The 22285-nt window shown below is 71.6% G+C and carries 22 protein-coding genes and 1 riboswitch; of the genes, 13 read left to right on the top strand and 9 right to left on the bottom strand.

What is annotated here, in order from left to right:
- The first annotated feature begins 21 nt into the window (after window positions 1-21).
- Complete coding sequence (gene cobN, locus ACIBEJ_RS43700) at window positions 22-3621, top strand: cobaltochelatase subunit CobN (RefSeq protein ID WP_397188868.1); 3600 nt, start codon at window positions 22-24, stop codon at window positions 3619-3621.
- Here cobN and ACIBEJ_RS43695 read toward each other — a convergent pair.
- The 6 genes from ACIBEJ_RS43695 to ACIBEJ_RS43670 are packed head-to-tail and all read right to left on the bottom strand — an operon-like array spanning window position 3576 to window position 9413.
- Window positions 3576-5042 carry a cobyrinate a,c-diamide synthase gene (locus ACIBEJ_RS43695; protein ID WP_397188917.1) on the bottom strand — a complete coding sequence of 489 codons (1467 nt, stop codon included), beginning with the start codon at window positions 5040-5042 and terminating at the stop codon, window positions 3576-3578. The genes cobN and ACIBEJ_RS43695 overlap by 46 nt on opposite strands.
- On the bottom strand, window positions 5039-5641 hold the full coding sequence (gene cobO, locus ACIBEJ_RS43690) for a cob(I)yrinic acid a,c-diamide adenosyltransferase (protein ID WP_397188867.1): 603 nt from the start codon (window positions 5639-5641) through the stop codon (window positions 5039-5041). The genes ACIBEJ_RS43695 and cobO overlap by 4 nt, the downstream gene beginning before the upstream one ends.
- 1 nt (window position 5642) lies before the next feature.
- Window positions 5643-7727, bottom strand: a complete 2085-nt coding sequence (locus tag ACIBEJ_RS43685; protein ID WP_397188866.1) for a putative cobaltochelatase — start codon at window positions 7725-7727, stop codon at window positions 5643-5645.
- Complete coding sequence (locus tag ACIBEJ_RS43680; protein ID WP_397188865.1) at window positions 7724-8467, bottom strand: histidine phosphatase family protein; 744 nt, start codon at window positions 8465-8467, stop codon at window positions 7724-7726. The genes ACIBEJ_RS43685 and ACIBEJ_RS43680 overlap by 4 nt, the downstream gene beginning before the upstream one ends.
- A 38-nt stretch (window positions 8468-8505) precedes the next feature.
- Window positions 8506-9252 carry a CbtA family protein gene (locus ACIBEJ_RS43675; protein ID WP_397188864.1) on the bottom strand — a complete coding sequence of 249 codons (747 nt, stop codon included), beginning with the start codon at window positions 9250-9252 and terminating at the stop codon, window positions 8506-8508.
- A 14-nt stretch (window positions 9253-9266) separates the two neighbouring features.
- On the bottom strand, window positions 9267-9413 hold the full coding sequence (locus ACIBEJ_RS43670) for a CbtB-domain containing protein (protein WP_397188863.1): 147 nt from the start codon (window positions 9411-9413) through the stop codon (window positions 9267-9269).
- 72 nt (window positions 9414-9485) lie between these two features.
- Window positions 9486-9623: riboswitch (cobalamin riboswitch) on the bottom strand.
- Between the two features lie 90 nt (window positions 9624-9713).
- Here ACIBEJ_RS43670 and ACIBEJ_RS43665 point away from each other — a divergent pair.
- The 3 genes from ACIBEJ_RS43665 to ACIBEJ_RS43655 are packed head-to-tail and all read left to right on the top strand — an operon-like array spanning window position 9714 to window position 11289.
- On the top strand, window positions 9714-10013 hold the full coding sequence (locus tag ACIBEJ_RS43665; RefSeq protein ID WP_397188862.1) for a YbaB/EbfC family nucleoid-associated protein: 300 nt from the start codon (window positions 9714-9716) through the stop codon (window positions 10011-10013).
- The gene (locus ACIBEJ_RS43660) at window positions 10010-10915 is read left to right on the top strand and encodes a hypothetical protein (protein ID WP_397188861.1); all 906 of its coding nucleotides are present in this window, start codon (window positions 10010-10012) and stop codon (window positions 10913-10915) included. Before ACIBEJ_RS43665 ends, ACIBEJ_RS43660 begins: the two co-directional genes overlap by 4 nt.
- Window positions 10912-11289 carry a hypothetical protein gene (locus tag ACIBEJ_RS43655; RefSeq protein WP_397188860.1) on the top strand — a complete coding sequence of 126 codons (378 nt, stop codon included), beginning with the start codon at window positions 10912-10914 and terminating at the stop codon, window positions 11287-11289. Before ACIBEJ_RS43660 ends, ACIBEJ_RS43655 begins: the two co-directional genes overlap by 4 nt.
- On the opposite strand, the gene ACIBEJ_RS43650 is transcribed toward ACIBEJ_RS43655, so the two are convergent.
- On the bottom strand, window positions 11269-11988 hold the full coding sequence (locus tag ACIBEJ_RS43650; protein WP_397188859.1) for a hypothetical protein: 720 nt from the start codon (window positions 11986-11988) through the stop codon (window positions 11269-11271). The two genes, ACIBEJ_RS43655 and ACIBEJ_RS43650, sit on opposite strands and share 21 nt — an antisense overlap.
- A gap of 100 nt (window positions 11989-12088) precedes the next feature.
- Here ACIBEJ_RS43650 and ACIBEJ_RS43645 point away from each other — a divergent pair, with 100 nt between their 5' ends.
- From ACIBEJ_RS43645 to ACIBEJ_RS43630, 4 genes are all read left to right on the top strand, one after another.
- A complete protein-coding gene (locus ACIBEJ_RS43645; protein WP_397188858.1) occupies window positions 12089-12826 on the top strand; it encodes a hypothetical protein in 738 nt (245 codons plus the stop codon).
- Between the two features lie 16 nt (window positions 12827-12842).
- Entirely contained in the window at window positions 12843-13721 is an 879-nt protein-coding gene (locus ACIBEJ_RS43640) for a sigma-70 family RNA polymerase sigma factor (RefSeq protein WP_397188857.1), read from the top strand.
- 139 nt (window positions 13722-13860) lie between these two features.
- Complete coding sequence (locus ACIBEJ_RS43635) at window positions 13861-14397, top strand: NUDIX hydrolase family protein (RefSeq protein ID WP_397188856.1); 537 nt, start codon at window positions 13861-13863, stop codon at window positions 14395-14397.
- 64 nt (window positions 14398-14461) lie between these two features.
- Window positions 14462-15274: a glycerophosphodiester phosphodiesterase gene (locus ACIBEJ_RS43630; RefSeq protein WP_397188855.1), complete on the top strand. Its 813-nt coding sequence runs from the start codon at window positions 14462-14464 to the stop codon at window positions 15272-15274.
- A 1-nt stretch (window position 15275) separates the two neighbouring features.
- Here ACIBEJ_RS43630 and ACIBEJ_RS43625 read toward each other — a convergent pair whose 3' ends face one another.
- Window positions 15276-16391, bottom strand: coding sequence for a hypothetical protein (locus tag ACIBEJ_RS43625; protein ID WP_397188854.1), 1116 nt, complete (start codon window positions 16389-16391; stop codon window positions 15276-15278).
- 231 nt (window positions 16392-16622) lie between these two features.
- Window positions 16623-17813, bottom strand: a complete 1191-nt coding sequence (locus tag ACIBEJ_RS43620; protein ID WP_397188853.1) for a DUF418 domain-containing protein — start codon at window positions 17811-17813, stop codon at window positions 16623-16625.
- A 290-nt stretch (window positions 17814-18103) separates the two neighbouring features.
- Here ACIBEJ_RS43620 and ACIBEJ_RS43615 point away from each other — a divergent pair, with 290 nt between their 5' ends.
- From ACIBEJ_RS43615 to ACIBEJ_RS43595, 5 genes are all read left to right on the top strand, one after another.
- Entirely contained in the window at window positions 18104-18682 is a 579-nt protein-coding gene (locus ACIBEJ_RS43615) for an RNA polymerase sigma factor (protein WP_397188852.1), read from the top strand.
- On the top strand, window positions 18679-19647 hold the full coding sequence (locus tag ACIBEJ_RS43610) for a CU044_5270 family protein (RefSeq protein ID WP_397188851.1): 969 nt from the start codon (window positions 18679-18681) through the stop codon (window positions 19645-19647). The genes ACIBEJ_RS43615 and ACIBEJ_RS43610 overlap by 4 nt, the downstream gene beginning before the upstream one ends.
- Window positions 19648-19789: 142 nt before the next feature.
- Window positions 19790-20095: a hypothetical protein gene (locus ACIBEJ_RS43605; protein WP_397188850.1), complete on the top strand. Its 306-nt coding sequence runs from the start codon at window positions 19790-19792 to the stop codon at window positions 20093-20095.
- 604 nt (window positions 20096-20699) lie between these two features.
- On the top strand, window positions 20700-21086 hold the full coding sequence (locus ACIBEJ_RS43600; RefSeq protein WP_397188849.1) for a hypothetical protein: 387 nt from the start codon (window positions 20700-20702) through the stop codon (window positions 21084-21086).
- Window positions 21087-21398: 312 nt separating this feature from the next.
- A complete protein-coding gene (locus ACIBEJ_RS43595) occupies window positions 21399-22283 on the top strand; it encodes an ATP-binding cassette domain-containing protein (RefSeq protein WP_397188848.1) in 885 nt (294 codons plus the stop codon).
- Window positions 22284-22285 lie beyond the last annotated feature (2 nt).

Genomic DNA, 22285 nt, shown 5'->3' with positions numbered 1-22285 from the left:
ACCCCGAGGGAGGACTGCGGCGTGCCTGGCGTTCTGCTGCTCTCTACATCCGACACCGACCTGCTGAGCGCGCGCGCGAGCGGCGCGGACTACCGCCTCGGCAACCCCGCGAGGTTGCTCACCGACGACCTGCCCGCGCTCGTGGACGGCGTCGACCTGATCGTGGTCCGGCTGCTCGGCGGCCGGCGCGCGTGGGAGGAGGGCCTCGACGCGCTCCTGGCAGGCCCCCGCCCGGTCGTCGTGCTCGGCGGCGAGCAGGCCCCCGACGCGGAGCTGATGGAGCTGTCCACGGTGAGCGCGGGCGTCGTCGCCGAAGCGCACGCCTACCTCGCCCACGGCGGCCCCGCCAACCTCGCCGAGCTGCACCGCTTCCTGTCCGACACGGTCCTGCTGACCGGGTACGGCTTCGCCCCGCCCGCCCCCATGCCCTCCTGGGGCCCGCTGGAACGCGAGTCCAAGGCGGTCGAGGGACCCGTGATCGGCATCCTGTACTACCGGGCGCACCACGTGGCGGGCAACACCGGGTTCGTGGAGTCGCTGTGCCAGGCGATCGAGGAGTCTGGCGGCCGGCCGCTGCCGGTGTACTGCTCCTCGCTCAGGACGGCCGAGCCCGCCCTGCTCGACGTCCTGCGTACCGCCGACGCCCTGGTCGTGACCGTGCTCGCGGCGGGCGGCTCGCGACCCGCCACGGCGGGCGCCGGCGGCGACGACGCGGCCTGGGACGTCGGCGCGCTGGCCACCCTGGACGTCCCGATCCTGCAAGGGCTCTGCCTGACCAGCGGCAAGAAGGAGTGGGAGGACAACGACGACGGCCTGTCCCCGCTGGACGCCGCCTCCCAGGTGGCCATCCCCGAGTTCGACGGCCGGATCATCACGGTGCCGTTCTCGTTCAAGGAGATCGACGAGGACGGCCTGACCGTCTACACGGCCGACCCCGAGCGGGCCCGCCGGGTGGCGGGCATCGCCGTACGGCACGGCCTGCTCCGCCACACTCCCCCGGCCGAGCGCCGCCTGGTGGTCATGCTGTCGGCGTACCCGACCAAGCACTCCAGGGTCGGCAACGCGGTCGGCCTGGACACCCCGGCCAGCACGGTCGGGCTCCTGGCCAGGCTCGCCGAGGCCGGCTACGACCTGGGCGAGGGCTTCCCCGGCGTGGCCGAGCAGGATGGCGACGCGCTCATCCACGCGCTGATCGCCGCCGGCGGCCAGGACCAGGACTGGCTGACCGAGGAGCACCTGGCGGGGAACCCGGTCCGCATCCCCGCCGCCGACTACGAGCGCTGGTACCGCACGCTGCCCGCGGACCTGCGCGCCGGCATGGAGCGGCACTGGGGCCCGCCGCCGGGCGAGCTGTTCGTGCACGAGGGCGACATCGTGCTGGCCGCGCTCCAGGCGGGCAACGTGGTGGTCATGGTCCAGCCGCCGCGCGGCTTCGGCGAGAACCCGATCGCCATCTACCACGACCCCGACCTGCCGCCCAGCCACCACTACCTGGCCGCCTACCGCTGGCTCTCCACGGGGGGTGGGCCCCTCGGAGAGGGGGGTGGGAGCGACACAGCATTTGGGGCGCACGCCATGGTGCACGTGGGCAAGCACGGCAACCTGGAGTGGCTGCCCGGCAAATCGGCCGGGATGTCGGCCTCGTGCGGCACCGACGCGGCGATCGGCGACCTGCCGCTCATCTACCCGTTCCTGGTCAACGACCCGGGCGAGGGCACGCAGGCCAAGCGGCGGGCGCACGCGGTGCTGGTGGACCACATGGTGCCGCCGATGGCCAGGGCCGAGTCCTACGGCGACATCGCCCGGCTGGAACAACTGCTGGACGAGCACGCCTCCATCGCCGCCATGGACCCGGCCAAGCTGCCCGCGATCAGGGCCCAGATCTGGACGCTGATCCAGGCCGCCCGGCTCGACCACGACCTGGGCCTGTCCGACCGGCCGCACGACACCGAGTTCGACGACTTCCTGCTGCACGTGGACGGCTGGCTGTGCGAGGTGAAGGATGCGCAGATCCGCGACGGCCTGCACGTGCTCGGCCAGGCGCCGGAGGGCGCGGCCAGAGTCGGCCTGGTGCTCGCGATCCTCCAGGCCAGGCAGATGTGGGCGGGCAAGGAGGCGCTGCCCGGCCTGCGGCAGGCGCTCGGCCTGGCCGAGGACGGCAGCGCGTCGCTCAAGGACGTGGACCGGGTCGAGGCCGCCGCCCGCGCGCTGGTGGAGGCGATGGAGGAGCGCGGCTGGACGCCGGACGCCGCCGCCGAGGTGGCGCCCGACGCCGAGGTGGAACGCGTGCTCCGATTCGCCGCCACCGAGGTGGTGCCCAGGCTGGCGCGTACCACCGACGAGATCGACCACGTCCTGCACGCGCTCGACGGCGGCTACGTCCCCGCGGGACCCAGCGGCTCGCCGCTGCGCGGGCTGGTCAACGTCCTGCCGACCGGGCGCAACTTCTACTCCGTCGACCCCAGGGCGGTCCCGAGCAGGCTGGCGTGGGAGACCGGCCAGGCCATGGCCGACTCGCTCCTGGAGCGCTACCGCGGCGACACCGGCGAATGGCCCCGTTCGGTGGGCCTGTCGGTCTGGGGCACCAGCGCCATGCGCACCGCGGGCGACGACGTGGCCGAGGTCCTGGCGCTGCTGGGCATCCGTCCCGAATGGGATGAGGCCTCCCGCCGCGTCACGAGCCTCGCGCCGATCCCGCTGGAGGAGCTCGGCCGCCCCCGCATCGACGTGACCGTCCGCATCAGCGGCTTCTTCCGCGACGCCTTCCCGCACGTCGTGGCGATGCTCGACGACGCGGTACGGCTCGCCGCCGGCCTGGACGAGGACGACGCGGACAACTACGTCCGCGCCCACGTCAGGCAGGAGACCCACGGCGACGAGCGGCGGGCCACGATGCGCATCTTCGGCTCGGCCCCCGGCGCCTACGGGGCCGGCATCCTGCCGCTCATCGACAGCCGCAACTGGCGCGACGACGCCGACCTGGCCGAGGTGTACGCGGTGTGGGGCGGCTACGCCTACGGCAGGGACCTGGAGGGCGTGCCCGCGCGGGCCGACATGGAGAGCGCCTACCGCAGGATCGCCGTCGCCGCCAAGAACGTCGACACCCGCGAGCACGACATCGCCGACTCCGACGACTACTTCCAGTACCACGGCGGCATGATCGCCACCGTCCGCGCCCTGACCGGCAAGGCCCCCGCCGCCTACGTCGGCGACAGCACCCGGCCCGACGCCGTCCGCACCCGCACGCTGTCGGAGGAGACTTCCCGGATCTTCCGCGCCCGCGTCGTCAACCCGAACTGGCTGGCCGCGATGCGCAGGCACGGGTACAAGGGCGCGTTCGAGCTGGCCGCCACCGTCGACTACCTGTTCGGCTACGACGCCACCACCGGCGTCATGGCCGACTGGATGTACGACAGGCTCGCCGCCGCGTACGTGCTGGACGCGGAGAACCAGGAGTTCATGGCCAAGTCCAACCCGTGGGCGCTGCACGGCATCGCCGAGCGCCTGCTGGAGGCGGCCGAGCGGAGCATGTGGGAGCACCCGGATCCGGAGATCCTGCGCGGCGTGCAGGAGGTCTACCTCAAAACCGAGGGCGACCTGGAGGACGACACCAGCCGCTGAGCCAGCACCGGGCTGCCCGCCCAGTGCAGGTGCAGGTATGAGGCGGTGAGCAGGGCGTCGCCGTAGCCGTCGGCGCCGCCCGCCCACCGGTACAGCGCCCAGCCGCCCAGGTCGGCGGTGGTGCGGTGGAACTCGTGCGCACGGAACCGCTCGCCCGGCCGGGTGAGCAGCGAACGGCTGACCGCGGTGGCCTCCCGGTAGCCGAGCGTCAGGGTTTCGGTCATGCGGGCCTTGCCGGGGACCCTTCCGCACATGTGGCGGCCGTCGAGCTCCTCGCACAGGTAGAGCAGCCCGGCGCACTCGGCGGCGATCGGGCCGTCGAAGGCGGCGACCTGCCTGCGCAGCGGCTCGTTGGCGGCCAGTTCGGCGGCGTAGACCTCGGGGAAGCCGCCGCCGATGATCACCGCGCCGGTGCCGTCGGGGAGCTGTTCGTCGTGGAGGGGATCGAAGACCGCGATCTCTGCTCCGGCCGCGCGCAACAGCTCGACGTGCTCGGTGTACCCGAACGTGAACGCCGCCCCACCCGCGACCGCCACAACCGGACCGCCCAAGACCGCCAAACCCACCGAACCCATTGGATCCACCGAACCCATCGGACCTACCGGACCCACCAAATCCGCCGGACCCACCGGCCCACCCAGCCCCGCCGGATTTTCCGGTCTTGCCGGTTTTGCCGGACCGGGAATTGCCGGGGTTGTCGCGGTTGCTGGGTTCCAGGGGGTGTGGGGGAGGGTGGGGGCGGTGGCGGCGAGCCGTACCAGGGCGTCGAGGTCGCAGGAGCGGGACACCAGTTCGCCCAGGCGCGCCACCGCGGCGACCGCCTCGGCCTCGCGCTCCGCGGCCGGGATCAGGCCCAGGTGGCGGGAGGGCGTGGCCACGGCGTCGTCCCGGCGCACCACGCCCAGGACCGGCACGCCCGCCGCGCCCAGAGCGGCGCGGCACAGTTCCTCGTGCCGGTCCGAGCCGACCCGGTTGAGCACCACGCCGCCCACCCGCACCCTCGGGTCGAACGTGGCGAAACCATGCACCACCGCCGCCACCGAACGACTCTGCCGCGCCGCGTCCACGACCAGCACCACCGGCGCGTCCAGCAGCCTCGCGACATGGGCGGTCGAGGCGAAGTCCGTCTCCCCCTTGCCGTCGAACAGCCCCATCACGCCCTCGACCACCGCCACGTCACAGCCCGCCGCGCCGTGCAGGAACAGCGGCGCCACCCGCTCCTCCCCGACCAGCCACGGGTCGAGGTTGCGTCCGGGCAGTCCCGTGGCCAGAGCGTGGTAGCCGGGGTCGATGTAGTCGGGGCCGACCTTGTGCGGCGAGACCCGGAGCCCGCGCGCCCGCAGCGCCGCCATGAGCCCCGTGGCCACCGTCGTCTTCCCGCTGCCCGACGACGGCGCCGCGACCACCAGCCGCGGGATCACCACTCGATGCCCTTCTGCCCCTTCTGCCCGGCGTCCATGGGATGGCGAACCTTGCCCATCTCCGTGACCAGGTCGGCCGCCTCCAGCAGCCGTTCCGGCGCGTCCCTTCCGGTGATGACCACGTGCTGGTTGCCCGGCCGTCCCGCCAGCGCGGCGAGCACGTCGTCCAGGTCCAGCCAGCCCCACTTCAGCGGGTACGTGAACTCGTCCAGCACGTAGAAGCGGTAGGACTCGGCGGCCAGGTCGCGCTTGATCTGCTCCCAGCCCTCGCGGGCGTCGGCGGCGTGGTCCTCCTCGGTGCCGGGACGCTGGATCCACGACCAGCCCTCGCCCATCTTGTGCCAGCTCACCGTGCCGCCCTCGCCCGACTCGCCCAGCACCCGCAGCGCCCGCTCCTCGCCGATGCGCCACTTGGCCGACTTCACGAACTGGAACACCCCGATCGGCCAGCCCTGGTTCCACGCCCGCAGCGCCATCCCGAACGCCGCCGTGGACTTCCCCTTGCCCGGTCCCGTGTGCACCATCAGCAGCGGCCGGGTACGCCGCTGGCGCGTGGTCAGCCCGTCCTCCGGCACGACGTTCGGCCTGCCCTGCGGCATCTCAGCTCGCCTTCCTGTGCTCGCGGACCACCGTTCCCAGGTCGGACAGCTCGTCCAGCGGGACCACCTCGGCGGCCAGGCGGGCCGCCAGCCGTACCGCGAGGCCAAGGCGGACCGGGCCGCTCTCGCAGTCGACGACCACGCACGCCACGCCCCTCAGCAGCCCGGCCGCGGCGTCCACGTCACCGCCCGCCGTCGCCCGCCCGTCGGTCACCACCACGACCAGCGGACGCCGGTCGGGATCGCGCAGCCGCTCCACCCGCAGCACCTCCGCCGCCCTGGCCAGCCCCTCGGCCAGCGGCGTACGCCCCCCGGTCGGCAACGACCGCAGCCGCGCCGCGCCCGCCTCCACCGACGACGTCGGCGGCAACGCCACCTCCGCCCCTCTCCCCCTGAACGTCACCAGCCCGACCTTGTCCCGCCGCTGGTAGGCGTCGAGCAGCAGGCTGAGCACCGCCGTCTTCACCGCGGTCATCCGCCTGCGCGCGGCCATCGAGCCGCTGGCGTCCACCACGAACAGCACCAGGTTGCTCTCCCTGCCCTCCCGCACGACCTCGCGCAGGTCGCCGCCGCGCAGCAGCAGTCCGGGCCCGCGCCGCCCCCGCTCCTTCTGGTACGGCGCCGCCGCCAGCAGGGTCGCGGGCAGGTGCAGATCCCGCACCCTGCCGTGCGGCACCCGCGCCCCGGTCGCCCTGCCACGCGGCGTACGCGCCCGCGACCGCCGCCCCGACGCCCCCGCCCCAAGCCCCGGCACCTTCAACACCGGCACCCGATAAGGCGCCCCGACCTGAGCCACCACCCCATGGCCCAAGCCCGCCTCCCCCCGGTCAGGCTGGGAGTCCTGCCCTGGCCCGCCCTCCTGGCCGCCGTGGGAGTCGTGCCCGCCCCCCTCTTGGCCGGGCGGAGGGTTGTGTCCCGCCTCCCCCCGGCCAGGCTGGGAGTTCTGACCTGGCCCGCCCTCCTGGGACTCCTGTCCGGCCTCTCCCTGGTCGGGATGGGAGTCGGGGCCGGGATCTCCCCGGTCGGGTGGGGCGCCGGGGCCGTCGGGTGGGGTGTCGTCCGGGTCGTCGTCGCCTCGGTGGCGGTCAAGGAGGTCCTCCAGCAGGTCCTCGTCCAGCCCCGGCGCGTCGAACGGGTCCCTGCGCCGCCGGTGTGGCAGCGACAGCCGCGCCGCCACCCGGACGTCCTCCTCCGTCACCCGGTCCCGCCCCTGCCACGCCGCGTGCGCCATCGCCGCGTTGGCCGTGACCAGGTCGGCGCGGAGCCCGTCCACCTCGAAGCCCGCGCACACCGCCGCGATCTGCCGCAGCCGCGCGTCGGGCAGCACGACCCCGCCCAGCAGCGCCCTGGCCCGCAGGATCCGCTCGCCGAGCGCGGCCTCCTGGACGGTCCACCTGGCCACGAACTCCTCGGGCGAGGCGTCGTAGGCCATGCGCCGCCGTACCACCTCGGCCCGCTCGTCGGGGTCGCGCGACGCCTTCACCTCGACCGTCAGCCCGAACCGGTCGAGGAGCTGGGGGCGCAGCTCGCCTTCTTCCGGGTTCATGGTGCCGACCAGGAGGAAGCGGGCGGCGTGCCGTACCGAGACACCCTCGCGCTCGACGTAGCAGGTGCCGAGCGCGGCGGCGTCGAGCAGCAGGTCCACGAGGTGGTCGTGCAGGAGGTTGACCTCGTCCACGTACAGCACGCCGCGGTGCGCGCCCGCCAGCAGACCCGGCTCGAACGCCTTCACGCCCTCGGTCAGCGCGCGTTCCACGTCGAGGGAGCCGACGAGGCGGTCCTCGGAGGCGCCGACCGGCAGTTCGACGAGCGCGGCGGGCCGTCGGTGACGTCGTTCGCCCGGGTCGTGCGGCCCGTCGGGGCAGTCGGGGTCGGGCGCGGCCGGGTCGCAGGCGAACCGGCAGCCCTCCACCACGTCCACCGACGGCAACTGGGCCGCCAGCGCGCGGACGATCGTCGACTTCGCGGTGCCCTTCTCCCCGCGGACGAGCACGCCGCCCACCCGGGGCGAGACGGCGTTGAGCACCAGCGCCAGCTTCAGGTCGTCGAGCCCGACGACGGCGCTGAACGGGTAGGTGGCGATCAAGAGGTGACCTTCCGATGTTCGAGGGCGTCCCGGTTGACGTGGGCGACCCGCCAGCCGCCGCGCGTGGCGGCCAGCTCGGTCGTGGACAGTGGCGCGAGGTCGAAGCGGACGGCGTGCGGCGGTTGCAGTCCGAGCGCGTGCCCGAGCGCGGCGCGGATCGCACCGGCGTCGCAGATGACGAGGAACGGCCGCCCGCGCCGCCCGTCGAACCTGGCCCGCGTCTCGTCGAGCCACCCCGCGACGCGCGCCGTCATCGTGTCGAGGCTCTCGCCGCCGTGGGGCGCCGCGCCGGGGTCGGCGAGCCAGCTCGCGAGCGCGTCCGGCTCGTCCTGGGCCACCCGCGTGTACGGCAGGCCGCTCCACCGCCCGTGATCCGCCTCGGCCAGCGCGTCGACCACGATCGGCGCCAGCCCCATGGCCGAGGCGGTCTGCAACGCGGCCACGGACGGCGCGACGAACGCCGCCCCCGCCTGCCCCGCCGTCATCATCTCCCCAAGCCCCGAGCCGGATCCCGGGTGGCCGAGCCCCGGGTGGCCAGGTCCCGCATGGCCGGGCTCCGGGTGGCCAAATCCCGGGTGGCCGGGCCCACGGTGGCCGGATCCCGAAGGGCCGGGCTCCGGGTGGCCGGGGCCCGCGAACGAGGCGGTTCTGGCCAGGTCGGGGGTTCCGGCCAGGAGGGCGGCCTTGGCCAGGCTGGCGGGGTCGGCCTGTTCCGGTGCCGGGAAGCAGGCTGTCCGCATGCCAGGGGTGCTGGCATGCCGTACGAAAAGCACTCCGCTCAGCTCGGCGCGGCGGCTGGAACGGCGGCGGAGGCACGGCGGGCGGCACGCTCGCCCGCCCACGCGAACAGGACGCCGAACGCCGCCCAGAACACGAGCTGCGTCCCCAGCGACGCGAGCCGGAACTCCCACAGCAACGTGGCCGGAAAGCCCTCGGGCACCTCGTCGACACGCGGCAGCAGCAGGAAGGCGGCGACCACCGGCACCAGGAAGCTCACCACGGTGACGCTCCAGCGCGCCCACGGTCCGCCGCCGGCCCTGCGGCCGCCGGCGACCGCGACGGCGACGGCGGCCAGGCCGACCAGCAGCATGACCACGTAGAGGAGCGTGCGGCTGCCGATCGTGTGGGGGTCGCCGACGGCGGGCGGGTTGGCGGGATATTTCAGGAACGGCAGCAGGACGATCGCCAGGTAGGCCGTGCCCGCCGCCGCCAGCGCGAGGGCCGGGTCCGACCTGGGGCCGACCCGGCCGCGCAGGCCGGCCAGGACCAGGCCGAAGACGCCGCCGACGGCCAGGCCGTAAAGGCCCGTCGCGAGGAACAGCCCGGCCTTCTGCGCCGGCCTGCTGACCTCGGCCTCCCCGTCATGATGATCGTCGGCGGGCGCCGGCTGGGCCGCCGCGGCGGCCTCCTCCAGGGCGATCGCGCTGTCCACGTGGGGCTCCCCCGCCACGAAGGCGAAGGCGCCCGCGATCAGTCCGGCCAGCAGGCCCAGGAGCAGCCCTCTGACCACAAAGGTGCGCACCATGGTGCTGCCCGGCCCTAGTGGCAGGGCACGCCGAGCAGGTGCCGCCCGTCGTGCATCAGCTCGTGCAGGAAGGTCCCGGTCTGCGAGACCGCGCCGTTGTCCATCAGCACCAGATAGGCCACCAACAGGAACAGGGGCACGGTCAGCAGCCAGGGTCGCAACCGGGGAAAGGGTATGGACGTGGAAGTGGTCCCACCGCTCATCAATGGCCTCCTCAGGGATGACGCGTCCCAACAGGTGAGGTCACGGCCGTCAGGCGACCTGGCTCCCGGGATCTACGTCCCGGATACAGTGGCGCGTCCGCACCGGCATCTCACCGGATTTCCCCTGATAGCCGTGAAATCTACCGGAACGTATCCTTTCCTCCCGTTCCCGTCAACAGCCATGTGATCTTCAGAGGTGAAACGCTTTACCTACTAGTTCAGTTGCCATTGCGATCGTGACGATCTACGTTGGGCTGAATGACAGACGAGCTGGACCGGATGTTCGCCGAGTTCCACGGGGAGATCGCCCGACTTCAGGGACTCCAGCAAGAGATCGAGCAGGTACGCGGCCGGGGTGAGGCCGCCGAGGGGCGCGTCGTCGCCGAGGCCACCATGACCGGCGCGCTGGCCGGGCTCACCATCGACCCCCGCGCCATGCGCCTCGGCTCCGACGAACTGGCCGCCGCCGTGCTCCAGGCCGCCGCCGCGGCTGCCCGCGACGCCGGCTACCAGGCCCGGGCGCTCGCCGAGCCGTTCACCCCCGACGTGCTGCGATGAAGATCAACCCGACTCGCGCCTCCATCTACGGCTTCGGCGCCCTCGGCATCACCGCCTTCGTCTTCCAGATGCTCGCGGTCGACTACCCCGACGGCGACCCCGGCCGCGCCCGCCAGGCCCGCGACACCTGGGTACGGCTGGCCGAACGCGTGGAGCAGAGCCCAGGCAACACCTACCCCGCCGCGGAGTCGGTCTGGCGCAACAACAGCGGCGAGGGGATCGACGGGTTCAAGCGGACCGTCACCACGGGCCTCTACCCGATCCCGCAGGCCAACGGCTACCCCGGCAAGCTGGCCGCCGCCTGCCGGGCGAACGCCGAGGCGTGCGAGGAGTTCGCCGAACTGGTCGAGACCGCGCAGCACGCCTACTGGACGATGGCCCTGGCCAACCTCGCCAGCTTCATCTTCATCACCACGTTCCCGTGGCAGGCGGGGGCGGCGTACCAGATCACGCAGTTCCTCATGCGCAGGGCGCAGGCGAAGCTGCTGTCGAAGCTCCTGGAGCACGCGATCGCGCGGATCGTGCTGGCCAAGATGACCGAGTACTCGATCGGCAGCGCCTTCTTCGCCCTCGGCGACGTGAGCGTGGTCGCCGGGGTCAAGGCGGCGCGCGGCGAGGACCCCGGCTCGCTGAGCGACAACGCCCGGCAGGCGCTCAAGGAGTTCGCCGCCTCGGTGGCCTTCTACGGCGCCTTCGACGCGGCCATGCCCGCGGCCAGGGCGATGACCAAGAACCTCGACCTGCAGTACTTCATCGGCCGCATGGCCGGCGGCTCCGTCGGCTACGGCCCCAGCTACGACGCCATGAACGGCCAGGGCGGCGAGGACCTCGTCCCGACCTGGAAGGAAACGCTGGGCCGGATGCTCCTCTACTTCACGATGGCGCACAAACCCGCGGGGTGACCATGGACATCGGCCGCAACAGGCTGCGCACCGCCGCGCGGTCCTACGACAACGAGCGCCTGGACCTGGACGAGCACGTCCAGCGGGCCAGGGCGGAGCTGAACGCCATCGGCGCGTTCTGGGGCGGCACCCGCGAGGGCGTCCTGTTCTTCAAGGGCGAGGGCGGCGGCCGAGGCTACGAGGCCCACACCGACCAGATTGCCAAGGGCCTGCACAACCTGGACGAGGCCCACGAGCAGCTCGCCGAACGGCTGCGCCTCATGGGCGACCTCGTCCGGTTCGCCAACTGGGAGAGCATCGCCGACCTCCTTTCCAGGCTGCCGGAGCCGGAGGAGAACCCCAAGGTGTGGGGCTCAGCCGGAGAGCCCGAGTAGGAACGCCGCCGGGACGGCCGCGACGGTGAGCGCCACCGCCCACCACCGCGGCGCCGCGCCGGCCTGCCTGAGCACGCTCACCCCGAGCGGCGCCATGGCCACGACCAGCCCGAGCACGGCGAGCAGCGACGGCAGGTCGGTGCTGCCCTTGAGCACGCCGAGCGGCAGCCCGATGGCCAGCGCCAGCGCGACGCACTGGACCGCGCCGAGCACCCCGGGCCCGAACGCCCTGGCCCGGAAGGCGCCCACCGCCAGCACGATCCAGCCCGCCATGATGGCGACGTTGACCGCCTTGAAGACGTGGAAGGCACCGTAGGTGGTGGCCACCGCCTTCTGCGCGGCCTCCAGCCCGAGCGCGTCCACCATGCGGAACGCCAGATGACCCGCCCCGGCGTGGAAGACCCGGCCGAACAACCCGAGCACCACCAGCGTGACGCCCCACCGGGCGCAGCCGGGATGCGTGGCGGCGACCCGGCGGCCCACCGCGACCGTCGCGGGCCACAGCAGCACGAGACCGGCGGCGAACAGGCTGTACGACAGGGTCATCGCGCCGGGCTGCCCGGCGTAGGCGGCGAGCTGGCCGGGGAAGAAGTCGTCGTGGCCCATCCGGGTCAGCAGGCCGGCGAGGAGCAGGATCGGGCCGAGCAGCAGCCCGGCGGCCTCGACCCACGGGCCGGGGAGAGCATGTGTCCGCGTCATGCCGATCATTCAATCCGCGCAGGTCAACCGGCACATTGGCACAGAGTCGAGTATTGCGGGTACACCTAGCACTACCCCCCGGCCGGTCGTTGGGGGATGGATGCGGGACTGGTTCGCACGGGAGATCGTGGACACGGGGAAGCTCCGGCTGTTCTGCTTCTTCGTGCTGTTCCTGCTCACGTTCCTGTTCATCAGGTTCAGCGTGCGGATGATCAGGAAGCAGGTGCGGTGGTGGCCGGGGAACGTCACCCCCGGTGGCATGCACATCCACCACGTGGTGTTCGGGCTGGTCTTCATGTGCCTGGGCGGGATCGGGGGGCTGGCCGTACAGGATGGGAGTTCCGCGCTCGCGGCAGTGACCGCGTCGGTGTTCGGCGTGGGGGCGGCGCTGGTGCTCGACGAGTTCGCGCTGGTGCTGCACCTGCGCGACGTCTACTGGACCAGGCAGGGACGGCTGTCGGTGGACACCGTGTTCATGGCGCTGGCGCTGTGCGGGCTCGGGCTGCTCGGGATCAGCCCGCTGGAGGCCGACGAACTGCTCGCCGGGGCGGACCTGTTCGACGGCGGGCTCGTCGTCGGCGTGAACATCCTGTTCGCGCTGCTCAGCCTGAGCAAGGGCAAGGTCTGGACCGGGCTGATCGGCGTCTACCTCACCCCGCTCGCGCTGGTCGGCGCCATCCGGCTGGCCAGGCCGGGCTCGCCGTGGGCGCGCTGGCGCTACAAGGCGGGCTCGCGGAAGCTGCGGCGGGCCGAGTGGCGCGAGCGCCGGATCAGGGAGCCCGTCGAACGGCTCAAGCACACGATCCAGGACGCGGTCGCCGGGCGGCCCACCCCCTGACGTACGGTGGTCACCGATGAACGACGAGGATCTGCTGGCGACCCGCTTCGAGGCGCAGCGCGGGCACCTGCGTGCCGTGGCCTACCGCATGCTCGGCTCGCTCGCCGAGGCCGAGGACGCGGTGCAGGAGACCTGGTTCCGCCTCAGCAGGACCGACGTGCGCGACGTGGCCAACCTCGCCGGGTGGCTCACCACCGTCACCGGCCGGATCTGCCTCGACATGCTGCGCTCGCGCGAGTCCCGGCGCGAGGATCCCGTCGGCGAGCGGCTGCCCGACCCGCTCGTGAGCGTCGGCGACCACGTCGACCCCGAGCACGAGGCCCTGCTGGCCGACTCCGTCGGGCTGGCGCTGCTCGTGGTGCTCGACACGCTGGCTCCGGCCGAGCGGCTGGCGTTCGTGCTGCACGACATGTTCGGCGTGACCTTCGACGAGATCGCCCCCATCGTCGAACGCTCCCCCGCCACCACCCGCCAGCTCGCCAGCCGGGCCCGCCGCCGCGTCCAGGGCGCCCGCGTCGCCCCCGACCCCGACCTCTCCCGGCAGCGCGAGGTCGTCGCCGCGTTCCTGGCCGCCGCCCGCGAGGGCGACTTCGGGGCGCTGGTCTCCATGCTCGACCCGGATGTGGTGCTGCGCGTCGAGGGCGGCGACGTGCCGCCCGGTACGCTGCGCGTGGTCCGCGGGTCCAGCGAGGTGGCGGGGCAGGCGCTGGCGTTCCGTACGATGTCGGAGCACTTCGTGCCGGTGCTGGTCAACGGCGCCGCGGGCATGCTGTCCGCGCCGAACGGCAAGCCCAGGGTCCTCGCCGCGGTCACCGTCTCCGGCGGGAGGATCGTGGCCATGGACTTCCTCGCCGGGCCCGAGCGGCTGCGCCTCCTGGACATACACCTGCCCTGAGCCCCGGCTCTGGGCCGCGACCTGGTCGCGGCTTTGGCGCGGCCTGGGCGCGGCCCGGGCGCGGCCAGGGCGCGGTCACCAGGACATACGCTGACCCCGGCTGCCAGCCTCGCGGGCGGGGAGGACGTACGATCAGCGGGTGACCGAAAAGACCGAAACCGTACCTGGCTGGCTCGCTCCCGAAGAGCTGGAGTCGATTCGCGGACGCATGCCGATCCTCTACATCGACGCCGTCCCCGTGCGAGTCGACGAGACCGGTGTGGTGACCCACGTCGGCCTGTTGCTGCGCATCAGCTCCGACGGCGAGGTCAGCCGGGCGCTGGTCTCCGGCCGGGTCCGGCACCACGAGCGGATCCGCGACGCGCTGCTGCGGCATCTGGAGAAGGACCTCGGGCCCGTGGCGCTGCCGAACATCCCGATCTCGCCCCAGCCGTTCACGGTCGCGGAGTACTTCCCGACGCCGGGCGTCACGCCGTACCACGACCCTCGGCAGCACGCGGTCTCGCTGGCCTACATCGTCCCGGTATCCGGTGACTGCCGGCCGCGGCAGGACGCGCTGGACCTGGTCTGGTTCACCCCCGAGGAGGCGGCCTCCCCGATGGTTCAGCAGGAGATGGCCGGCGGGCAGGGCGTACTGCTGAAGCAGGCACTGGCTCATGTGGGACGCTTGACCTGATTTGTAAGCGACGCGTCACTCTGCGCTTAACTCGGAGTCACGTTGCCCTGTCAAGCTCGGTCTCATGCGACGACTGGGCTTCATCATCGTGACCGCGTTGACGACCCTGACGACCCTCGCGCCGGCGGTCTCCGCTGCCGCCGCCGCCGACCCCACCAACGTCGCCCACCGGGGCGCCTCCGCCCATGCCCCAGAGAACACCATCGCCGCCTTCCAGCTCGCCGGCCGGCAGGGCGCCGACATGTTCGAGCTGGACGTCCGCGAGACCAAGGACCACCAGCTCGTGCTCCTGCACGACCCCACGCTGACCAGGACCACCAACGTCGAGAGCGTCTTCCCCGGCCGCTCGCCGTGGCGGCTCGGCGACTTCACCCTGTCCGAGGTGCGCAGGCTCGACGCCGGCTCGTGGTTCGGCTCCGGCCACTCCGGCGAGCGCGTGCCGACGCTGGGCGAGACGCTGCGCAAGCTGAAGGGCAGCGGCATGGGCCTGCTCCTGGAGATCAAGGACCCCGGCCTCTACCCCGGCATCGAGCGCCGCGTGGCCGCCGAGCTGCGGAACAACTCCTGGTGGCTGCAGCCGGGCCGCCTGGTCGTCCAGTCGTTCGACTGGCGCTCGATGCGCACCTTCCACCTGCGCATGCCCCGCGTCCCCGTCGGCCTCCTCGGCACCCCCGCGGTGAGCGAGCTGCGCGCCCTGTCCACCTACGCCACCCAGATCAACCCGCCCTACCAGAACGTCACCCGCGCCTACGTCCGCCGCGTCCACAGGCTGGGGATGCAGGTGTTCACCTGGACCGTCAACGACCGCGCCACCTGGCGCCGCATGAACGCCCACGGCGTGGACGGCATCATCACCGACCGCCCAGGAATGTCCTGACTCACTCCTGGAACGGGATGCGCCGCGCCCGCATGATGTCCGTGCCCTGCCTCAACGTCCTCTCCGCCTCTTCGGTACGGCCCAGCCGCCGATAGACCTGTCCGAGCACGATGGCGATCCTGCCCCGGGTGAGCTCGTCATCGTGCGCCAGGCCGGCGGCGGACTCCAGCGTCTGGGCCGCCTCCCCGTCCCGACCGGCGGCGGCCAGCGCACGCCCGAGCTGAAAGGTCAGCAGGGCCTGGCCGCGTGTGTCCCCGAGCGCCTCGTGGGCCCGCACCCCCTCCTCGAACCGCTCGGCCGCCGCGCCGGGGCGGCCCCTGGCCAGTTCGAGCAGGCCACGCGTCTCAACCATGACCGCCCGCACCGCACCCGCATCGTCTCCCGCGCGCCCCGCTTCGTGCTGCTCGACGCCCGCTTCGGCTGGTTCGGCGTCCGCTTCGTTGTGCTCGACCCCTGCGGCGGCCCTGTCCAGCTCTGCCGTGGCAGCCGAGTAGTCCCCGAGCTCGATCAGCGCCCTGGCCGTCTGGTCGCGCATGCCCGCCTCGGCGGCCCGGTCGCCCAGCCGGTGCGCGGACAGGGTCCCGAGCCTGCTGGTCTCCAGCCAGTCGGCGTAGTGCTTGCGGTTGGCATACAGGGCGGACATGGCCTCGGCGCTGCGCCGTACCAGATCGTCCCAGCCCGCGGTGGAGGCCTGCCGCAGCAACGCCAGCAGGTTGCCCCGCTCACTCTCCAGCCAGTCGAGCGCCTCGCCGGGGCCGTCGAACACGCCCGGCTCCCCCGGCCGGCCCACGACCAGGTGGTGCGCCGCGGTCACCATGCGGGAGTACCAGGCCACCGCCCGCCGCAGCGCCTCGTCCCGCTCTGCCGCGGGTTCTCCTTCGGCGGCGTGGGCCGCGTGCCTCCGTACCAGCTCGTGCAGCCGGTAACGCTCCGGCAGCGCCTCCACCACTAGGTACGTCTCCAGGAGCGTCCCGATCAGCGGCCGCACCTCGCCCCCCGCGAGCGCGCCGGCCAGCGCGGCGGTGAAGTCGCTCCCTGGCAGCAGCCCCAGCAGCCGGTAAAGGCGCGCCGCGTCCGGCGGCAGTCCGCGATACGCGGTCTCGAACACCGCTTCCACGACGGGTTCCCTTCCGCGGCGAACCGACCGGGGCGTTGCGGACCCCGATGGTCGCCACGGAAGAAGTCTCGCGTTCCCCCACGATCAGAGCAAGACCAGCCGAACAGGCCACCCGTCCACGAGCTCGCCGACGCCTTCGACGTCGAGGTAGGTGGCCCGCTGCCCGGCGCTCCTGAAGTCGGCGGCAACAGCGCGCTTTTCTCGCGTCCAGGCATGGCTTCCCGGGATGGTTCAGCGGGACAGGCGGCGCAGGACCAGCTCGAACGGGCCGCGGTGCCCCACTCGGCGCATCCAGTCGGCCAGCACGATCGAGAGGAGCCAGGTCCCGATGCCGATGGCGTGGGCGGCGGCGGCTCCCATGGTGCCGGCCAGGTTCAGGGTGAAGGGGTAGAACAGGGCGACGAACACGACAGACTGGAAGAGGTAGAAGGTCAGCGAACGCCTGCCCAGGGCTACCAGCGCGGTCGTGACCCGGCCCCAGCCGCCTTCGGCCGCCCTGCCGCTCTCGTCGCTCCCGAGGACGGCCTCTCTGCCGATCCTTGCGTTGATCTTGATGGCGATCAGGCCGACGGCGGCGGCCAGTCCGATGCCGCAGGCGAAACCGGTGAGCGTGTGGGCGATCGCGGGCACCCAGGTCGCGTCGGTCTTCCAGGCTCCGATCGCGATCAGCGCCATCGGGAGCCGTCCCACTACCGCCAGCCCGAGGAAGGAGATGGTGACGCGGCGGAGCAGGGCCACGTGCTGCTCGGGGTTGTCGAGGATCCGGCGCCTGGCGGCCCAGATGCCGATCGCGATGCCGGGCAGCACGAGCAGGACGGTCGCCGGCACCTTCGCGGGCCACAGCATGAGGTGGATGAGCACCTGCGAGAGGAAGTCGTCCTTCATGAGCGACGGCAGCGTCTCCGGGTTGCCGGCCGCGGCGGCGGCGTGCGCCCGGACCGTCTGCCAGGCGATCACGCCGGTCGCGGGCACCGAAGAGATGGCCGCGGTCCAGAGCAGGACCGAGTCCCGGGCGCGCACCATGGCCGCCGTGATCAGGAGGGCGAGGCCGTACGTCGAGATGATGTCGATCGGCACCAGCAACGTCGCGTGCAGGAACCCGATGACCAGCAGCCAGAACCCGCGACGGCGCAGCAGCTTGCGCACCGACGGCCACTCGGCGCCGGCCGCCAACCGGCTTCGGGCCAGTTGGCCGAGCCCGTAGCCGAACAGGAAGACGAACATCGAGCGTGCCAGGTTGTCCGCCACGAAGACCGTGAGGAAGCGGCTGACGGTGTTGAGCGCCTGGGGGCCGAGGTTGGGGTTGGCGACGAAGACGGGGGCGTGCGCCAGCGCGATCAGCAACAACATGAGGCCGCGCGCCAGGTCGGGCGCCAGGGACCGCTTGGTGCCGCCCCTGATGGCAGTGGGTTGGACGAGCATGGGTGATGTGCTCCCTTTGGGGGTGAACGAACAGGCTGATAAGAGGGCTCGTCTCGGCCGCGTGCGAGGGATCGCGGCTGGGGTGTACGCCGCGTGGGCCGACTGCCCTCGGCTGCTACTAAGCGTTGGTGACTACCGGTATAAAGTAACACCGACTACCGGTAGATAGCAACACCGAATAGCTGCCGCGGACACCGTTGGCGGCGAAGGAGCGGACGGCGGCCCGTGAACTCGATTCCCGACTCGCGTGAAAGACGAGCGACACTCCTTCCTTGAAAAGGCCCAACCACATGCCGCTCAGTACGAGCCTGTCTGACGCCGCCCTGATCGAACGGTCGTGGCGAGATCCCGAGACCTTCGCCCTGCTGTTCGACAGGCACGCGGGACACATCCACCGCTACGTGGCCCGGCGGCTCGGTGACGACACGGCCGACGATGTCGTCTCCGAGACGTTCCTCGCCGCTTTCAGACAGCGCCGGGACTACGACACCACCCGTCCGGAGTCCCTTCCTTGGTTGTACGGCTTCGCGACCAACTTCATCCGCCGGCATCAGCGTGCCGAGATACACCGTTACAAGGCGTACTCGAAAGTGGGCGTGCTTCCCGACGCCGACGACGCGGTGGAACAAGCCCTCGGGCGGGCGAGCGCGCATGCCGTACGCCGGCCTCTTGCCCAGGCGCTCGCCTCGCTCAAGGACCGCGACCGCGACGTCCTTTTACTCGTGGCCTGGGCCGACCCCACCTACGAGGAGGTCGCCCACGCCCTGTCCATCCCGATCGGAACCGTCCGTTCGCGCCTCAACCGTGCGCGGGCCCTCGTCCGCGACGCCCTCGGCAGCACCGACCCCACGACGGAGCAGAACTCATGAACGAGCGGACCGACCTGACCGACCTGACCGAACTGCGCGACCTGTTCGCCGACCAGCCACACCCCACGGCCGATCGCCTCGCCCCCGCCCGTGCGGCCCTCCTGGCCGAAGCCCGCACGAAGCGGCCGCCTCGGACCCGCCGGGCCGGCAGGCGGCGTGCGATGCTGGCGGGCGGCATGGTCGCGGCGATGAGCGCAGGCGTGATCGCCGTCCAGACGTTCAACTCCTCCACACCCGCGAGCGCCGCCGAGGTCCTGAGGCTGGCGGCTGAGGCCGCGACCGCCGGCCCGTGGCCGCAACCCCGCGACGACCAGTACCTCCACTACGAGCGGATCGCGGAGACGCGCAGCGAGAACGGGGTTGCCAACGTCGGTCCGCGCCACGTCACGGGCGAGGTCTGGGAGTCGGTCGACGGCTCCCGCCCAGGACTGCTCTGGCACAAGCCGCCGAAGACCCGGCCGCAGGCCCCCGAATACAAGGAACTCCTGACCCGGTGCCCCGAACGTGGCGCGGGGCGCCCCGCCTACGCCGACCTCCGAAAGTGGCCGACCGACCAGGAGCGACTCCAGCACAAGCTGGCCGAACGCGGTACCAGCTTGGCCCCCAGCCACGACACAGTGACCCAGACCTGGAACGGCATCCTCAACATTCTCGGCAGCCCGGTCCCACCCCAACAGCAGGCAGCCATCTTCAGGATCGCGGCGACCCTGCCGGGCATCGAGACGGAGGAGCTCAAAGACGCCACCGGCAGATCGGGCATCGCCGTAACCCGAGTGGACAACCGAGGACCCGGGGGCGCCATCTCCCGCGAATCGCTCATCTTCGACACGACTTCCTACGTGCTCCTGGGCGGTCAGGAACTCGTGCCTGGACAAGGGCGCGAGCTCTGGTCCATGACCCGTCCGCGGATCACCGACGCACTCCCGGCCTGGTCCAAGTCGTTGAACCGGAGAGGCTGCGCGTGAGCCCGCATCCACTGGCTTCAAGGGCGAGGCCTGGGCATACGCACCGTTTGGCCAGCTCAGCGTGGCGTTACAGAAAGTAGGCGATCAACTGCATGGGGTGAAGGCTTGGGGACGTTCCTCCCCACGACAGAAGGGAAACCTCATGCGCCCGATCCCCCTCCTGCTGGCTGCGGCTGCCGCGACGCTCGCGTTCGCCGCCACCGGCCCCGCCGTCGCCGCACCAGGCGTCGTGTTCCTCCACGCGCCGAGCGGCGAACAGAAGACCGTCGAGAACCCGGCCGCCCTCAAGTGCCATGTGGGCACCGGTCCCGGTTCCCTGGTGCGCAATGCCACCGCGGGCACCATCCTGGTCTTCCCCGACTCCGCCTGCCGGACCAGGATCTTCAACCCGGTCGAGCCCGGCGAGGTCCGGGTGGACGACGTCGGCAGCTTCATGGCACTTGACTGACCGATGACACCGGATCAGGCGACCAAGGCGAGGGCGGCCGCCTGATCCGGCTGTACGGTCCTCGCCTGGCTCGCTCTCGGGAACGCCGCTGGTTTCGGGTCGCGTCGCCGCTGGCTCAGGACAGCGCTCCGGACGCCTCCGGCTCTGTCTCGCGACCTGCGCTCTCACAACCCAAGGGCTCGCGGATGTAGGGCATGTTGGATTGGGTGACGGGCTCCCCAAGGCACGTGCCACCGCATGGCCTCCAGAACAGCCTGCGCCACGCCGGATCCGCCGAGATCCCTCGTGTGGTTGTCCTGCGTGGGATCCAGCCTCGCGCCGAGCATCTGTTTGAACAGCTCCGACTCCGAGCACTACGCCGCGAAGGCGGTCGCGGCCCGAGGGCTTCAGGGTTTGAGAGGGTCCAGTTGTCGCGGCGCAGAGTGGCGGGCCCGGCGGCTTGCTGCCGGTGCCACGACGGGAATGGTCTTGAACGCGCCCGCGATGACAATCTCCTGGCCGCCCGCCAGATCTCCACCGCCAGAGGAGCCACCCACCTGGCGGCTTACCTAAGCCTTCTGAACGAGTTTCGTTCGCTTACCTTCAATGAGCACTATCAGTACGTGTGCCAGCGCTACCTCGTGAACACGATCCAAAGCTCGGCATCTCCGGCCTGCCTCCTGCAGCGCGGGAGGCGGTGTACGACGTCGCCTACTTCTACCAGAACTTCATCGCCTTCCAGGCTGTCGGAATCCTGGACAAGAGACTCCTGGCAATGATGAACATGCGTACTTTTCTGGTTTGGGAGGCGATCAAACCGTTCGTCGAGCGTGAGCGTGAAATCACTCACGAGACCGGACCACACCTGCTTCGGATTCTCCAGGTCTACACCGAGGAACAGGGCAACCGTGTTTACGTGAACCCCGCGTCACTTTTCACGAACCGCGCTGTCTTCGAACCGGTCGCGCCGTCGCCTCGGCAGGACCCTCGGTCCGTCGAGCGCGAGGATTGATCCCCCGGGCGGGCATTCGGCTTGTGGCCGCACTGCGCTGTGTTGGGATTGGACCCGGGGCTCGCCACGGCACGTGCCATCGTGCGGGCGATAGCGGGAATGAGGCGCGCGGAGCGAAGCGGAGCACCTTTGTGCGGGGCGGGATCCAACTGGTTGACCACCTCGCCGGGCAACGGGCGGGCCTCGATAAGACGCGCGGAGCGAAGCGGGGCACCTTGCCTGACGGCCGTACATAGGGCGGATGTCCGATACCGCTGGGTGGGCGTGAAATCTAGCGTTTGAGCGGCAAGGATTCCCGCTTCGAGGAGCGACATGAACACCGCGATAGCCGTCCAAGGGCTTCACAAGAGCTTCGGCAAGGCGCACGCGCTCGACGCGCTCGACCTGACCGTGCGGGTCGGTGAGGTGCACGGGTTTCTCGGGCCCAATGGCGCAGGCAAGTCGACCACCATCAGGATCCTGCTCGGGCTCATGCGGGGCGATTCCGGGTCCGTGCGGTTGCTGGGGGGCGATCCCTGGAAGGACGCGGCCCGACTGCATCGGCGGCTGGCCTACGTGCCGGGTGATGTCGATCTCTGGCCCTCGCTCACCGGTGGCGAGGTGATCGATCTGCTCGGACGGCTCCGCGGGGGGCTAGATCGCCGGCGGCGGGACGAGCTGCTCGAACGGTTCGAGCTTGATCCGCGCAAGAAGGCCAGGACCTACTCCAAGGGGAACCGGCAGAAGGTCGCGCTGGTGGCGGCCTTCGCCTCGGATGCCGAGCTGCTCATTCTGGATGAGCCCACCTCCGGTCTGGACCCCTTGATGGAGGCTGTCTTCCAGCAGTGCGTGGCTGAGCAGAAAGCGCTGGGGCGCACCGTGCTGCTGTCGTCGCACATCCTGTCGGAGGTGGAGGCGCTGTGTGACCGGGTGAGCATCATCCGCTCGGGGCGCACCGTCGAATCGGGGACTCTGCCCGAACTCCGCCACCTCCTCATGACCCATGTCTCCGCCGAAATCTCGGGCAAGGTCCCGGATCTGCCTGCCGCCCACCACCTCACCACCAACGGCCGGCACATCAGCTTCCAGGTCGACGACCACGACCTCGACAAGACCATGCTGGCCCTCGCCCAATCCGGCATCGTCAGCCTGACCAGCACCCCGCCGTCCCTTGAAAACCTGTTCCTGCGCCACTACGCGCCCGAGAAGAGCAACTGACC

Source organism: Nonomuraea sp. NPDC050790 (genome assembly GCF_044456745.1).
Taxonomy (GTDB): domain Bacteria; phylum Actinomycetota; class Actinomycetes; order Streptosporangiales; family Streptosporangiaceae; genus Nonomuraea.
This window is presented reverse-complemented; position numbering and strand designations above follow the sequence as displayed.